The sequence below is a fragment of the Streptomyces reniochalinae genome, from assembly GCF_003323735.1.
In the GTDB taxonomy this organism is placed as follows: Bacteria; Actinomycetota; Actinomycetes; order Streptomycetales; family Streptomycetaceae; genus Streptomyces; species Streptomyces reniochalinae.
This window is the reverse complement of sequence record NZ_QOIM01000055.1, coordinates 41,931-57,709: the sequence shown is the minus strand read 5'-3', so window position 1 is coordinate 57,709 and position 15,779 is coordinate 41,931. Positions and strand designations below refer to the sequence as shown.

Below are 15,779 nucleotides of genomic sequence, written 5' to 3'. Positions count from 1 at the left end.
GAACTCCGGTGTGAACGAGCGGCGAGGACGCGGCTTCTTCTTCCCCATGCTCTCCATGATGGACATCCTTCCGGGGCAACGCCCCTGATCTCGAATGTCCGTCAAACCGAATCAAGCCCACCCTTCACCTCATCGTCCATGAAGACGTCTTGGTCTTCCGCAAGCTTGAGGCCCTGAAGGTCGTGGGGCCTTCTCGCGACTCCGCTGCACCCCTCATTCCCTGTCTGCTCAATAGCCAACTGTGACTGAGCAAGCGCGACAGGACAGCGCCCGAACCCCTCGCATCAATCATCCGGCCCACCCGATATTCCCGTGGCCAAAGACTGACGAGGCGTGATGGGCGACAATGTTCCGCTGTCAGTGGCCGGTGCTTTTCTGAACGGAGGGGCGGCTGGCGAGCGGGCGCCTACCGAAGCAAGGAGTTGTTCATCCGTGACAATAGATTCCGTATCCCCCAGAGCGGAGACTCACCCAGCCCAATGGCGACTATGGACCGGTGCGACCAGCACCGGGGTCGCCGTCGTTCTGACGGCGATAGCGCTCGGCAGCACCTCAATGACGCTGTTCCCCGTGCTGGCCGCCCTCTCGGCTCTCCTGTTGCTCGGTTCGTACTGGGTCGTGAAACCGTGGTTCGTGGCTCGTTCGGAGACCTGGCACCGTGTGATCACGTTCGTACCGATGACCGCGTACGTGGTGGCCATGTTCCTGGTCGTGGTGGCAGCGGTCAGCTTCCTGCCGGACCAGCCCGTTGTAGCCGGTCTGGCCCTGGTGATGATCTGGTGCTTCCACATCGGCGGCGGGGTGCGGGAGTCGCCATCGTTCGCCTACGAGCGCCTGCAGGGCCGCCTAACCTGGGCGGCAGCCCTCCAGGTAGCCGCGATGTGCTGCGGCACCGTGGGAGCCGTCTGCTTGATCCGCACTCTGCCCGTTCCCGGGCGCTACTCGCCCGCGGTCTTCGCGGCGTGCATCAGCGTGGTGGTCGGACTCGTGGTCACGTCGGCGAAGGTGTTCGCGCGCGTACGAAAACTAGCCACGGAGCTGGACGCCCGCGCACAGAAGCTGGAGCGGTGTTTGACCCGGCTGTCCCGCGGTGCGGTAGGAGATCGCGCGCAGCTTCGGGACGCCGCCGAGGACGCATGGGACGATCTGCACCGGACGCTCCGCAACAAAGTGGAGACCGGGTTCCATTTGTACGGGACTTTCGTCATCCCGTCCGAGACGCGGAAGGGGTTGGAGACGTTGGTGCTGGCGGCGATCACCAACCCTGGTGCACCGCCGTACCAGGAAGCGGTCACACGGTTGAACCTGTTGCGTGCTTCGTGCCGACTTAAGATCGACACCGTGGCGTGAAGGAGCGCAGAAGCCGCGGAGCACTAGCTCGCCTCCCACCGGCAGCTCGTCTGGGGAACTTTGCCGGAAGGCCCACGCATGACCGTTCGGCCGTGCCACGATGGGCGTGCTCAAGCAACACGAGAATGAGGCCGACGGCCGGGCGGGAATCCTGTCTTAGGTCTTCGTTCCCCCTGGGGTCGACGTGCTGGGAGGGAATACAACACACCGAAAACCCCAACACTGCGAGTGCCAGCTCGAGCACCGTGAAGGTAGCCGGTAGTTGCGGGTCGGCTCCGCGTGGATCTGAAACGTCGGCAGGTCCTCAGCTCATGGCCACTGATGTCAGGTGGTCGGGCTGAGGCTGCCGTGCCCGGCTCGACCACCGCGAGCCGGATTGGGCGCAGACCCCATGCTGCCGAACTTCAGGACACGGCTGATGCTCATCGTTATCGCCGTCCTCTTCTCCCTCGTCGTCGCTCTCGTGGCGGCCTTCCTCTTCTACGCCGTCAAGAGGAACCCCCTGGTCGCGTGCACCCTGGGAGGCGGCGCCTTTGTTGCCACGATGACCTTGCTCCTGGGGGTGTACTCGCTGCTGCTCCCGTAAGCCGTAAACCACTGAAGCGTGAGGGGCGAGCCGTCGGGCCCGCCACCTCACGCTCACTGGCACGGAGCCAGGTGTGGCGTACGTAGCCAGCTGGCACGGAGGGGCGGTCATCAACAGGGGAGTGGCGTCTTCCTTTCCGCGGCTCGAAGCCTTTCGTCCGTCCGCACATCGTGCAGATTCGTTGGTCGCGGTCGACCTTCAGCCGGGTGCGTGCTGGCCCTTCACCGAGTGCCGCTGTAGCGCGGACAACGGGGTCAGCCACGTCATCCCGGCAGGTGTTCGCGGGCGGACTTGTGGTCGGCTTCCAGGGCCGGCGGTAGTGGATCTCTTCCGTCTGCTCTTGTAGCTGCGGGCTCAGTTCGGCATTCATCGCGCCGGGGTTGCTGGGACGGTCTAGGAGCGAGGGTCAGCAGCCCGTCTCCTTGGGAGGGGCAGGCAGGCCCCCGGCGGCCCGTGTGCCGTCCGCGGGTGTGCAGCCAGCTTTCCGGGCCTCCGAGATGGTCAAGAGCAACTCCGCAGAGGCCGCTGGCTGCCCTGTAGGTAGGCGCTTTTCAAGAAATCGACACTACTGGGGCTTCGATTCTGACAATTTTCCGCCTCGTGTTCTCTACTTCTGGTGTCAGCGAGAACCGCATCTTCAACCGGGCGCTGCCTGTCTATGCCTGTGAGTTCCATGCGAGCTGCACGTCCCCAGCCCAACGATGAAGAAACTCCAGAATTTATTTTCCCTGAAGAGCTCCCATCTCTCTCAGGGGAAGCTGTCCGAGCATTGCTGAAGTTCATCCTAGTAGAGTATCAGCGACATCACTCACTCGATTCCGTGTCTGGCTCTTCTCGTGCTGTCGAGGTACGACGGTTCCCAGTGAATCTACAACCCCGGATGATCTCGGGGTCGGAAAGGAGTGACTAGATGACGCATTTTGCATTTGCGGGACGTTGCTCGACTGAAGATCTTCAGGACCCGGAAACCTCCCGTCAATGGCAGCTCCGCCGAGCCCGCGGCCTGGTAGAGCCTAGGGGAGGGGAAATTGTTGTCGAGTACTTCGACTCAGGCCACTCCCGCGCCTTGTCCTGGAAGCGACGGTCACGCGGCGCCGCCCTCCTGAAAGCCCTGAGTGACCCAGAACGTGGCTTCGACGCAGTCGTGATCGGCGAGCCACAGCGCACCTTCTACGGGAATCAGTTCGGAAACACCTTCCCTCTCTTCGTGCATCACGGCGTGCCACTCTGGGTTCCCGAGATCGGCGGAGCGATCGATCCAGAGAACGAGGCGCACGATCTCGTCATGTCCGTATTCGGGGGCATGAGTAAGGGTGAGCGCAACCGCATCAAAGTGCGAACCCGAACCGCCATGGCGTCCCAGCTCAGCGTCGAGGGGCGATATCAGGGTGGGCGGCCACCATACGGATACCGGCTTGCCGATGCAGGGCCACACCCGCACCCGGGAAAAGCCGCTGAGGGCAAGCGTCTACACAGGCTGGAACCGGACCCCGCAACCAGCCACGTGGTGCCCCGCATCTTCGCTGAATTCCTGCGTGGGACGGGGCTCTATGCAATCGCAGAGGGACTGACCCGCGACGGAATTCCTTGCCCCTTCGCCCATGACCGCGCACGCAACCGACACCGCGATAGTTACGCCTGGTCCAAGAGCGCCGTTCACACCATCCTCGACAACCCGCGTTATACCGGCCGCGAAGTGGGGAATCGGCAGCGACGCCGCGAGGTTCAACTAGATGTCGAGGATGTCACTCTGGGACACCGTTCCAAGATGGAATGGAACGACCCGAGCGAATGGGTGTGGTCAACAGACGAAGCGCACACTCCCCTCATCGGGCCCGAGATCTTTTCCGCCGCACAGTCCAAGCGCCACGCTCGTCGCAACAACACCGCAGGAGTGGACCGCAAAGCCCGACCGATCAATCGCACCTACGCGTTGCGAGGTCTGATGCGGCACTCACTGTGCGGACGCAAGATGCAGGGCAACTACAACCATGGTGCTCCGCATTACCGCTTCCGTTATACGGCAGAGTATGCCAAGAGTGCACAACTGGACCATCCACTCACCGTTTATGTACGAGAGTCCGACGTCCTGCCGAAGCTCGACGAGTGGATCGCCCGCCATTTTTCCCCGGGACGGCTTCCGAACACTCTTCGTCAGCTCCATGCTGCCCAAGGGCAGGAGCGGGGGCATGAATCACCTGAGCTGACTGAAGCCCGGCAGCACGTGGCCGCCTGCGACCGACGGCTTGCTGGGTACCGCGCTGCACTGGACGCCGGATCGAACCCGGTGTTGGTAACCCAGTGGATCAACGAGGCCCAACGGGAGAAGAGTGCTGCCGAGCAGCGGCTCCGTGCCAGCCGCTCGAGTCAGCCCGAGAGGCAGTGCTTCTCTGAATCGGAACTGACGGCGTGATCCAGACGCTCGGCGACATGAAAGATCGTCTTCTCGCTGCACAGCCGGCGGACAAGCGCCCGATCTACGAATCGTTGGGCCTGTCCCTCACGTACGACGAACGGCGACAGACCGTGACTGTTACGTCACGAGCTGCCGCCGCGTGTGCGTATGGTGCTGCTGTGTGTCGGGAGGGGGAGCGGGGTTGTTTGCCCACGGGTTGCGGCGTTGATGACCGAACTGATTCTTGCTATCCCATAACCATAGGTCACCTGGGTGGGGATTAGCCGCAGTGGCCTTGTTCACGAGATGCGGCTCTGGCGCAACTTCTGTGAAACCTGCGCCGGGACGTCCGTGTTGGCCTTGCACGGATGTGAGGAGGAAGGGACAACCAGTCCCTCGTCTCACGGCCCCGCAAGCGACCGGCCTCACCTGCCCAATGCAGCGTCACTTGCCACGCTTCACCGGCAGCCCTGATGCGCACGAACCGTCACGCCCGCCACCTGAGTGGTCGACTGCGGCATGCTCACTATTATGGATCCACAGGTGATAGCCGCCGTCGTCGCCAGCCCCACCGCACTGGTCGCCGCCGCGGCGGCTTACGCGGCGGGACGCCACCAGGCGCGTGGAGCCCATCTCGGTCCCGTCGACGCAGTGCGCCGACAACACCAGCGGGACGCTTATGCCGCCTTCTTGCAAGCTGCCGAAGCGTACGCTTATGGAACGCGGCGCACCGTAACCATCGCCCAGGCTCACGCGGAAATCACCCGCACAGGTGACACCAGCAATCCTGCAGGTGTCAATGCACGCGCCGTTGTGCTACGAGCAGAGGCGGCGGAGAGGGACGATGCCCTGCGGGCTACACTCCCTGTCGTCCAACTCGAAGGGCCTGAGCACGTCGCCATCCTCGCCCAAGAAGTCGTCAGCGCGGCCTTTCAGATTCGGCTCGCCGCTCGACAGAGGGACTACTCCGACGCTGCCTCTGCGCAGGCTGCCCGTGATGAGCACGTTCACCTCACCAAAGCTATCGCCGCTTACGTGACCGCAGCCCGGGACCACTTGAATGGCGACAACGCCGGTCGGTAACCGTGCCTCGGAGCAGCTCCACCGAAGTTGTACCGGAACCGCATCTCGTGAACAGAGCCACCCCCAGTGTCCTCTGTCAGGCAATCGAGGCGTTTGACAGCGAACCCAGTCGTGCGGGCTTCCCAGACCGCCACGCCGAAGAGGTCAGCGGGAATGTCGCGATGTCCTGCCGGTACGGGTCTTGTCAGTGGTACCTCATACACTCCGCTGGTGCGACAGGCAAGGATGATGAGCACCCTGGCCGTGGCCCTGCGGGACACCGGTGCTCATGGGTACAGCGTCTGCCAGGTCGCCTGCAGAACCCCACCGGCACCAGGTGACAGCAGCGCTTCCGACGAGGTGAGGCGGTCTCCGTTGTGGATGACGGAGAGGGTTCCGCTGCCGTCCGTATCAACAGGGGGATTAAAGTCGTGCCTTCCGCTACTGGCTTGACCGATCTGCGCGAGCAGTGGATCCAGAAGATCTGCACGGGGATTGCCACCGCCGTCGGTCGCCACGCGTTGATGGACCCGGCGCGGATCGTCGGTGAGCCGAGTGATCTGGATCTATTGCGGGCCCTTTTGGTTCTGCGTATCGCTGTCTTGGACGCGCGTGGCCGATCCACCGCGCACATCATCGGACTGCTAGCAAGGCACCCAGTCTTCGCCGAGCCCAAGCCTGACACGGAACAACTCGCCAGCCTGGTCAAGCATGTCCGCTGGCACGTGGAGAACGACGGACTCATGGGTTCCGTTCTGCTGTTCGGCCTCGGCCTGCGCGCCGAGGATCCGGAGAGCGCGTACGCCCTTCTCCTGGACCACTGGTTCCGTCGGCGTTCCCGCGTGACCACCATCGCCAAGACAGTCAGAGAACTGACTCGGCACTGGGGCATGGAAACCTCTCGCGCCGCAGAAGCTATGGCGCCTCGCTCACTCAGACCGCTGGAGGTGTGCTCCGAGACCATCTGGTCCAGGCTGGAAGCGGAGCCCGACACGCGTGTCCAGCATGTCGCGGCACTTGCCCTGATCAGGGCAGGCAACGAGGCTCAAAAGCTATGGACGAAGGGGTTTCCCGCCCTCGGTGTCAGGCATCTGCGGGAGCTGGGAACCCGGGTGGCCGGCTGCACCGCAGCCAGTGGGTCCCTTCGCGAGGCAATCCGCGACTCCCGGCCAAACCATAGTCTGCGTCCGGTCTTCACCCGCGCCCTGGACGTGGTCGACGAGCAGCTTGAGGTGCTCTCCGAGGCGATAGGTTGTCTGAGCGCCACCGAGCGCGACTTGCTGCGGACCCGTACACAGAAGGAGCGCTTCCAGGACGCCTGCATCCTGACCTTCCTGAACTGTTCGCTCCACTTCCGAGAGAGCTACCGCATCGGCTCCTGCGTCCCCGACGCCCAGGCGCTACACGGCACATACGGCCCTCTACCCTGGTGGAACGTCATCGTACGAACCGAGAAGGAGACGGAGGCCGCCCGCGCCGCACTCAGCGAGGGAGTGTTGCCCCTCGGTTTCGAGAGGGACCCCGGACACGCGAGCCGCCTTCTGCTCATCTGCCGCAAGCCCAGAACGGAGTCCCTGGGCATACGCGCTCACTTCGTCTTCGATCTGGACAACCCAGCCCACGCCTGCGAGCTGCTCCTCATGGCGAAGCGCTCTGGCGTCCCCATTGACGTCTATGCGGAATCACACAACGAGCCGGATGAATGGGACATTGAGTCCACCCACCTGGGCACTCTGTACGCGCCCATCGGCCCGGAACTCGCCAGCCTGGTCACGGAAGTTGCCTCCGCAGCGCTGACACGGGCCTTGCCGGGCGCCCATGACTGTGACTACGACGAGCACGAGGGGATTGAGCCGCTCTCGGAGGCGTTGCGGCGTCTGGCTCCCGCGCGGGTCCAGCACTTCTCCTCGGGGCGCCACATCACCGCATCGTCCTATCGCGACCTCAAAGGCGGGGTCGTAGCGTTGTCAGCCCACCCGCCGGTCGAGCTCTCCGGATTCTCCAGGGGGACCAAGAGAGGCCAGCAATCTGGCCACTCACGGGAGACGCGTACCAGAACTCCCATGCCTCCCCCTCGGGCGACCGGGTTCGTGTACGTCCAGCGAAACCCTGCCTTCCCGGACATGCTTAAGATCGGCTACTCGGCCCGGCTTGCGGAGGACCGTGCGAAGGACCTGTATGGCACGTCAGTCCCCTTTCCTTACGAGGTGCTCTTCAGGGCTCTCTCGTCGCGCCCCGAAGACGTCGAACGGGCTGTCCACCGCCTCCTCACTGCCCAACGGGTCAGCGCAGACAGGGAATTTTTCCGCGTCACTCTGGATGTGGCCATCGAGGCGATCCGCCATTGTCAGGGCGAGTCAACCGGGATCACCAGCTGGGAGCCGATCCCTGCCATCCATCGCCTGCGCGAGGGCGACCGAGTCGTCCTGCCCCTGAGGGCTGGGCAGTTGTTCGCGCTTACGGCATATCCTCATCTGCTCAGCTCGTCCGCCGAGGTCCTCGACTTCTGGCAGGCCCACGGGGACGGCGATCTACTGGAAATTCATGCCACGCGCGCCCCCGGCCACGTGGCCGGAATCAGCGACAACGATCTCGGTGCGTACGAGGACCCCGTTCCGTTCCTCAACAGGGAAAAATCCGCGCGAAACGGCATGCTCCTCGGTCGGGAACGCCTCGTCGCTGGCGACCGGCTGATCTGGTTCTCGGACGAGGAGGGGCCAACCGGCGCCCGTGGCGTCGTCTTCGAAGCGGACGCCTTCTGCCAGGTCACCTACCGGACGTCGGTCCTGCGACGGGGCCCGTTGGGAATCCCTTTGGTGCTGAACTACCGTGACCGGGACGTCCCCGAGGCAATGGGATTGCTCATCAGGGACGTTGTCGCACTAGACCGACCGCGCACCTGGGCTCCCCGGAACCCCCAGGAAGAGGACGGCTGGGCTGTAGCGGCCACGGATCCCCAGCCGCCCGAGCACTGGCTCCCCCAACTCGAACGACGGCGCAAGAACGTCCGCCGAGACCGGCCCTGAACACCGTGAGGTGCAGAAGGACTGAACCCTCCAGCCAGATCACAAGCAGGCCCAGCAAGATCTTTTACCAATCCGATCCCAGTCGGCGCAGGTCAGCGCGACTCCAGCGACTAACTTTCACTGCCAAGGACAAACTGTCATTCGTCGACGCTGAATCCTCAGGCAGGAGCGTCGTAGCCATGAGCATTCGAATAGGCGTCAGCGCTGGTCGGCTGACGCCATCGGTCCGGCATACGCCCCGTTGCTGGGACTGCTCCATTGGGTAGTCTGGCAAGCCAGGGCAGCGTGATCGATCAGGGTGGGACAGGAGGCGTCGGTGCGGCGTGACATGGGGGAGCACTACGAGAATCTCGCCAGCGCGTACGACGACAACTGGGCATATAGTCCAGCCTTTGTTGGGTGGATGTCCGAGCAAATTGCCTCGGCGCTGGAGCTGTCGGCGGACGACCGTATGGCGGACATCGGCTGCGGCACTGGACTGTTCGCCGCGGGTATAGCGGAGGCTCTTCGCCCAGATCACCCTCTGCTGTGTGTCGATCCCTCCGCGGCGATGCTCGATCAGCTTCCGTCATCGTCTGCTCTCTCACCGCTTCGCGCCTCGGCCGAGGAGATCGCTGATCAGAAGGTGGCCTTGCCCTACGAGCAGTTGGATGCGATGTGGCTGAAGGAGTCGGTGCACCACGTCACCGATCCTGCCGTCACCCTCGGCGGCCTGGCACGGCTGTTGGCGCCCGGTGGGCGGTTGTTGGTGGCGATGTTGCCAACCACCATCGATTATCCGCTCTTCGCTGAAGCGCTTAGGCGGTATGAAGAGCTCCAGCCCGACCCTGCTGGTATTGCCCAGTACCTGGCCGATGCGGGGCTTCGGGTCGAACGGACTTGTGTGGAGCATGAGCTGCGCTTGGACAAGGAGCGGTACTTGTCCATGGTCAGGGCCCGGTACATGTCCGTGCTGTCGACCTTCAGCGACGAGGAGCTCGATGCCGGGATCGAGGAGATCCGGGCCGGCCACCCGGAGCCGGAGCTGGTCTTCCCCGACCGCTTCGAGTTTGTCCTCGGCATCCGTGAGAACCCCGCCGACACTATCAATCCTGGCGGGGGTGCGCGGTGACCGCTCCGGTGGACGAGCGCCTGCGCCGGTTACAGCATGAGCTGGACGATCACTCGCGGGTCGCCGAGCGCCTTGGGATCGATCTGGAGCGCCCATTACGTTCGCTGGACGATGGCTATCCGGAGAACGCCATCGCTCTGGTGGGCAAGATCACCGAGAAGCTGCTGAAGCAGCTCTGGCGGCATCATGAGGTGGCCGGTGATCCGTCCGGGCGCATGCTCAGCGAGTTGATCAAGGGCTGCCGTCCCCACATTCGCAGCACAACGGTCCTCGACGCGCTTACCGACATCCAGCGTCTGCGCAACCGCTCCACGCACGATGGCTACGAGATCGCTGAGGAAGACGGTCTGCTCGCTGTGCGTCGTCTGGTCGATGTGCTGGCCTGGTTCGCCAGCACCGCCAGTCCGGCCCTGTCCGGGAATGACCCGCGGATGGAACCCGAAGTTGCGCGCCGAGTGGAGTTCCTTGCCGGCCTTTACCTGACGCTGGGGTATCGGGTCTCCAAGCGCTTCGTTCTCTCCACGGAGACCGTCTATCAGTTGTTCTGCCGTGAATCCGGTGTTCGCCTGGAGTATGTCGAGCTCCTCCTGTCCAAGGATGCAGCCGAGCTGCGCAACGTGCTGGAGAGCACCGGCGGTGAGCTGCTGAAGACCCGACTGCCCAAGCTCACCCGGTTCGTCATCCTCGACGACGTAGTGGACCAGGTCCGCCCGTTGCTGGGGCAGGATTACCGGATCGTGGGCTATGAGGGCTTCATCGACACCATTGTCGATCTTCAGACTCATCTGGCATCCTGCGCCACTGCCGCGCCGGAGATGCCCAGCGAGCGTCTGCCTTTGTCCGGTGCCCTCCTCGCCAGTGACCCGCACAGCGGCGAATCCCTTATCACCGAGGTGGATGACGCTGAACCACTCCTGACTCGGCTTATGCAGGAGTCGGCCAACGTCCTGGTCATCGGCAAGCCCGGAAGCGGGAAGAGCACCCTGCTGCGTGCCCTGGTCAACGACACTCCCGCAACAGCGCGACGCTTCCGTTTCTACTTCGACCTCAGCCTGAAGTCCAAGGACGAGACCTTCGCCGAATACGTGGCCCGCATCCTGGCGCCTTGCATGCCGGGTGAACGCGCGCACACGTTCGAGCTGTTCTTGTACCTGATCCGCTCCGGCTCGGCGCTGTGTGTCCTGGATGCTGTCGACGAGGCGGTGGAGGAACCCAGTCCCGAAGGATTCTTGCGCCTTTTCGCGGACCTGGCGTCAGTGCTGTCAGCCGAGTCCTGCGTCGTAATGAGTTCCCGGGTCTCTTTCCTGGCCGATTCCCCGCAGATTCGGCGACTGCTCGACTGCTCCAGTGCCGTATCCGAGCAACTGGTCGAGCAGGTGTACGCCAACGGTGTGGACCCCCAGCGCGTTCCCCGCTTCAGCATGCTGCGACTGACCGGCACCCCAACCGGCAGCGAAACCACCTCGGATGTCGACACCGCCGTTCCCCCAACGCCGCTGGCACGACGCATCCGGAGCGCGCTGGACATGGCAGGGGCCCGCACGTTCACCGAGCTGATCGGCAGCCATATCGACCACGTACTCGCCAACGCCGGACTACCGCACCTCGCGCCAGCCCTCGCTGATGCCTGTGGCCGAGCCTTCCTGGAAGACCGCACGGTCTTCCCTCTGCTTGAGTTGCACAATGCGCTCGGACCGGAAGCTTTCGACGGTGGCCTCATCACGCCCGAGGCCTTCCGCCTGGCCCCGCTGTTCCGGCCGGCCGACGATCAGGCACTGGCCTTCATCCACTCCGCGTATCAGGAGCTACTTGCCGCCCGCTACCTCAGCACCCCAGCAGGCCGTGAACAGGCGATGGATCTGCCCGGCGCCCCCTATTTGACCGAACAAGTCCGCGCCTTTCTCGCTGCCCACCCCACCAACACTTCACCCCCCGCCCCGGCCGAGGACTGCGTGCTCCGCCCCGGTGTCTATCTCGTCGGGCCAGCCGAACGGCTGCTGCTGCGCCGTATCCATCGGCTGGTCCGCTTCGACCGCCACCCGGTCACCGTCGCCCGCTACCGCCCCTTTCTCCAAGCTCTGCGCCCCGACGGAACCTCACCCTGGGACCACCCGGACCAGCCGCCCGGCACCACGCACGCCCCATGGGCCGAGCGACTGCGTGCCCCGGACTACTACGACGACCCCCGATACGACGACCACCCGGCCATCTGCGTCAGCTGGTGGTCCGCGTACGCCTTCGCCGCCTTCGAAGGCAAGCGCCTGCCCACCTCGCTGGAATGGGAAGCCGCCGCCCGCGGCACAGACGGCCGCCTCTTTCCCTGGGGAGACACCCCCGACCTCCAAGCGGTGAACTGCGCCGACACCTGGGCCGGCCGCCCCCTGGTCACCTACCAGGCATGCAAGCAAGAATTCGACCGTGGAGGCCTGGGCCACGCCTGGGTCACCCCTGTCGATGCCCGTCCCTCCAACCGCTCCCCATACGGCATCGCCGACATGGTCGGCAACGTCTGGGAATGGACCTCCACCAGCGTCAACGACCCAGACGAGGCGGTCATCTGCGGCGGCGCATTCGACAACCCACTGCGCGCCGTTCAAGCCAGCGCCAAGGGGTTGTTCCGCCGCTCCCGAGCCAGCAACGCCGTCGGCTTCCGCTGTGTTACCGAACTACCCCCTGACACTGGTGACGAGGCGAAGGAGGGATCGCACGCATGACGGCAGACCGTCCTCAGAGGCCCGCCTCAGCCGACGTCCCCCGGTTCGGCCACGTCGTCGACCGCCGTCCCCACGGCGGCGGCATCCACGGCCGCGCAAGCAGCTACATCGTGCAAGACGAGGAAGACGGCCGTCACTACACCTTCGACTACACCCACATCGTCACCGAAGGATTCCGCACCCTGCACACCGGCGAACGCGTCCGCTTCCACATCGCCCCCGCCGACACCTGGCGAGCCGAATTCGTCATCCGGCTCAACCAACCCTCCCCGGAAGCCTTCTACGAGTGAGGCACACGCGCAACGCACCTACCGGTGTCCGCCAGATCATTGCCGTCGTCCTGCCCGCACGCCTGCCCACCGACCCAGCCTGGCCCCAAGGCCCCCTGCCCTTCACCCACGGCGCCCGCACCACTACCACTCACACCCGCCGCACCTACTTCACCCCCGCCGTCGCCAGCGTCCTTTACGGCACCCCCGATCACCCCACACGCTGGCACCGGCACTTCCACCACACTCACGGCCCTCTCACCGTCGACGGCGTCGAACTCCTGCGCACACCCACCGACGACAACCCCGACCGCGCTGTGGCCATCCTTCACCTGACCATCGCCGGCCCGGAACTCCTCGACACTCTCCGCGCCCTCGCCCGCCGCCCCGGGACCACCCCGCTTCCCTTGGCGGCCGAATCTGCGCTCAATGCCCTCCTGGAGGACAACACTCATACCGGATCGGAGCCCCTCCTCGGAGGCCGCGCCACGATCGAGTCCGACGCTCTTCCCTACACCGTCACCCTGCTCACACCCAGCCGAGTATCCCTGCCCCGCCTCCACCGGGGCCGTGACCACCGCCGCTGGCCGCCGACCCAGCAATGGCTCTGGGCACTCGCCTCCCGTACCAACGCCGACGACTACCCGCCCGACCCCGCAACCGTTCCCCAGCTCACAGGCGCAGCCTTGCGCCTATCCGCCGACTGGAGCGCCCTCGTCCTCCGCCAGGGCGCCGCCTTCATCGGCCACCGCCGCGACCACGGGCCCAGTGACCCCTTCTACGGCTATGCCGAACTCCACGCGCGCAGCATCTACCTCGACGCCCTCCTGCTCGGCATGATCCAGCGCACCCACATCGACCACCTCACCGAAGACCTCGCCCAGGTCTTCACCGGCCCTGGCGAGGCCAACCGCCTATCCAAACTCGAACGCAGGATCGCCCACTTCCGCAGCACCTACTGGCGCCAGCACCTGACCACCCACGGCATCGCCAACGACCTGCTCATCGCCTACCAGCAGCAATACCGCCTCTCCGACCGTTTCACCGAGATCCTCGCCGAGGCCGCCGACCACAACCGACTCATCCAGACTCAGGAGAACCAGCAAATCAGCGGCGCCCTCGGCGTGCTCACCATCCTCGGCCTCCCGCTGGGCACAGCTCTTGGCGTGCTCCAAGTGCTGGGTGACGACGACCCCTGGCACCTCGTGACTGCCACCAGCGGGGCTCTCGCCGCTACTGCCGTGCTCCTCACCACCCGATACGGCCGCCTCGTCCTCGCCGCCCTGCGCGGTCGCTCACCAGGCGATCGAGATCAGTGACTGTAGGCAGGATCAGCCCATTCCGGAATGAGATGGAAGGCGCCTCACTGATGAAATAACCTTTCTCGAGAACGACAGGTCCGACTGCTTGTGCGAAGAGGAGAAGCAATGCAGGGAGCGGCCTCGCCGCGGTACTCCGCCCGGAAGTGCGAGCGCGCTTGGACGGAGGCTATCGGGTTCCTGCGTCAGGGGCGTCCGGACTGGGCGGCGATCCGCTTCGAGCGGGCAGTCGAGCACGATCCGTCGGCCGCTGACGCCTGGCTGGGCATGCATGCGACCGGGCATCGTCAGGCAGAAGCGATCGATGCCATGTCGCGTAACCATGGCTCCTTCGGCGCCCTGCGCACGAAGCACCGAATGCCGCTGAAATCCCGCTTCGATCTCGGCGTTTACGTGACATTCCGGCTTGAGACTTCTCGCGATCTCTGGCTTGCAGTCGTAGCGAGGCTCCTGGACGAGGGCTACCTGGACAAGGCGTGGCAGTCGCTTTCCACGGCGTATCTCGACTGCGACGAGACACGGTTCGCAGCCACGAGGTACGCCTTCTTGGCACAGAACTGGCCACTTGTGCTGGATTTCTCGCGGAACATCACCGACCGGTTCTTTCGAGATGAATCCCAGCTGTACGTTGCCAGGGCTCTCATCGAGCAGCACGTCTTCCATGAAGCACTCAACGCGCTTGCCCCGCTCCCGCAGGCGTTGGAGCAGGAAGGTCAATTTGCCGGCGAGGTCGCCTATTTTCGAGGAATGGCATACGAGGGACTCGGACAGCATGAGGAGGCCCTGCGCCACTTTCAGTACGCTTTCCGCTGCTTCCCGACCTTCGCTGATGTGGCCACTCGTGCACAGGCTGTCCCCGTTCAGGTCAAGGCAGCCCCCAGCCAGCAGACGACCTCCCCTGAAGGCCCAGCGGCGGACTCCGCGCCCCCAGCCGAGTCTCAAACCCAGGAGGCGCTGTTGACCGAGGCGATGACGCTGCTGGACGGCATGGTGGGCCTTGAATCCATCAAGCGGCAACTGCGCACGCTCGTCGCACAGTTGCGCATGGCTGCTGTGCGGCGAGAGCAGGGACTTCCCTCCACTTCGGCCCCGCAGCATTTCGTGTTCGCCGGTCCTCCAGGCACTGGAAAGACCACTGTGGCCCGCGTGATCGGCAAGGTGTTCGCCGGACTCGGACTGCTCGAAAAGGGGCGGGTAGTAGAAGCGCAGCGTGTCGACCTGGTCGGTCAGCACCTCGGCGAGACAGCCGTCAAGACGAGCAAAGTCATCGACTCGGCGCTCGACGGAGTCCTGTTCATCGATGAGGCGTATGCGCTGTCCAACAGCGGCTACTTCAAAGGCGACGCCTTCGGTGCCGAAGCGCTCCAAGTCCTACTCAAGCGTGCTGAGGACGACCGGGATCGGCTCGTCGTCGTTCTGGCCGGCTACCCGCACGAGATGGCCGAACTGCTCGCGAGCAATCCTGGGCTGGCCTCCAGGTTCACCACGCGGGTTGACTTCCCGTCCTACTCCGCCGATGAGCTCGTGCAGATCGCTCGCGGCGTCCTGGAGGCCCAGGGCGACGTTCTCGATGAGGACGCTTCCAGCGCGCTGGAAGCCTGTTGAAGGCGGGCTGTGGACGACGCTCTTGTCGACCCACTGGGGAATGGCCGCTTCGCCCGAGAGCTGTGCCGCAAGGCTACTGCGCTGCGCGACCTGCGTCTGGACGAACTCCATGGAAGCTCCAGCACTCCCACACGCGAGGAGATCACCACTGTGCGTTTCGCGGACATCTCGCAGGCGTACCAGGAGCTCTGCGACAGCGTGGTCGCGCCTTGACCCTGACTTGCGACCAAAGCCTGCTCGGTGAGATCACCGGCGCATAGTCGCCGCCTGGGCGCAGTGCGGCCGTCAGCCGTACGTCACTCCCGTCGTCGCAGAATGACCAGAGTGCCCGATTGCGGTGCG

11 protein-coding genes are annotated in these 15,779 nt (G+C 64.6%); all 11 read left to right on the top strand.

Annotated elements, in window-relative coordinates; genetic code table 11:
- Positions 1-432: 432 nt before the first annotated feature.
- The 11 genes from DQ392_RS32600 (at position 433) to DQ392_RS35625 (ending at position 15,650) form a co-directional block, all read left to right on the top strand.
- Positions 433-1,350 carry a hypothetical protein gene (locus tag DQ392_RS32600; protein ID WP_147266615.1) on the top strand — a complete coding sequence of 306 codons (918 nt, stop codon included), beginning with the start codon at positions 433-435 and terminating at the stop codon, positions 1,348-1,350.
- Between the two features lie 418 nt (positions 1,351-1,768).
- Positions 1,769-1,936 carry a hypothetical protein gene (locus DQ392_RS34695; protein ID WP_181856668.1) on the top strand — a complete coding sequence of 56 codons (168 nt, stop codon included), beginning with the start codon at positions 1,769-1,771 and terminating at the stop codon, positions 1,934-1,936.
- A gap of 910 nt (positions 1,937-2,846) precedes the next feature.
- Complete coding sequence (locus DQ392_RS32595) at positions 2,847-4,349, top strand: recombinase family protein (protein ID WP_114019310.1); 1,503 nt, start codon at positions 2,847-2,849, stop codon at positions 4,347-4,349.
- Positions 4,350-4,862: 513 nt separating this feature from the next.
- Complete coding sequence (locus DQ392_RS34190; protein WP_147266614.1) at positions 4,863-5,414, top strand: hypothetical protein; 552 nt, start codon at positions 4,863-4,865, stop codon at positions 5,412-5,414.
- Positions 5,415-5,842: 428 nt separating this feature from the next.
- A complete protein-coding gene (locus DQ392_RS32585) occupies positions 5,843-8,419 on the top strand; it encodes a GIY-YIG nuclease family protein (RefSeq protein WP_147266613.1) in 2,577 nt (858 codons plus the stop codon).
- A 316-nt stretch (positions 8,420-8,735) separates the two neighbouring features.
- Positions 8,736-9,530 carry a class I SAM-dependent methyltransferase gene (locus tag DQ392_RS32580; RefSeq protein ID WP_245982262.1) on the top strand — a complete coding sequence of 265 codons (795 nt, stop codon included), beginning with the start codon at positions 8,736-8,738 and terminating at the stop codon, positions 9,528-9,530.
- 8 nt (positions 9,531-9,538) lie between these two features.
- Positions 9,539-12,244 carry an SUMF1/EgtB/PvdO family nonheme iron enzyme gene (locus DQ392_RS32575; protein ID WP_245982261.1) on the top strand — a complete coding sequence of 902 codons (2,706 nt, stop codon included), beginning with the start codon at positions 9,539-9,541 and terminating at the stop codon, positions 12,242-12,244.
- Complete coding sequence (locus DQ392_RS32570) at positions 12,241-12,534, top strand: hypothetical protein (protein WP_114019306.1); 294 nt, start codon at positions 12,241-12,243, stop codon at positions 12,532-12,534. Before DQ392_RS32575 ends, DQ392_RS32570 begins: the two co-directional genes overlap by 4 nt.
- Positions 12,531-13,832, top strand: coding sequence for a hypothetical protein (locus tag DQ392_RS32565; RefSeq protein ID WP_114019305.1), 1,302 nt, complete (start codon positions 12,531-12,533; stop codon positions 13,830-13,832). The genes DQ392_RS32570 and DQ392_RS32565 overlap by 4 nt, the downstream gene beginning before the upstream one ends.
- Before the next feature lie 108 nt (positions 13,833-13,940).
- On the top strand, positions 13,941-15,437 hold the full coding sequence (locus DQ392_RS32560) for an AAA family ATPase (protein ID WP_245982254.1): 1,497 nt from the start codon (positions 13,941-13,943) through the stop codon (positions 15,435-15,437).
- Between the two features lie 9 nt (positions 15,438-15,446).
- Positions 15,447-15,650 (top strand): hypothetical protein, encoded by a 204-nt coding sequence (locus DQ392_RS35625; RefSeq protein ID WP_245982253.1) that lies wholly within the window; start codon positions 15,447-15,449, stop codon positions 15,648-15,650.
- Positions 15,651-15,779: the final 129 nt, after the last annotated feature.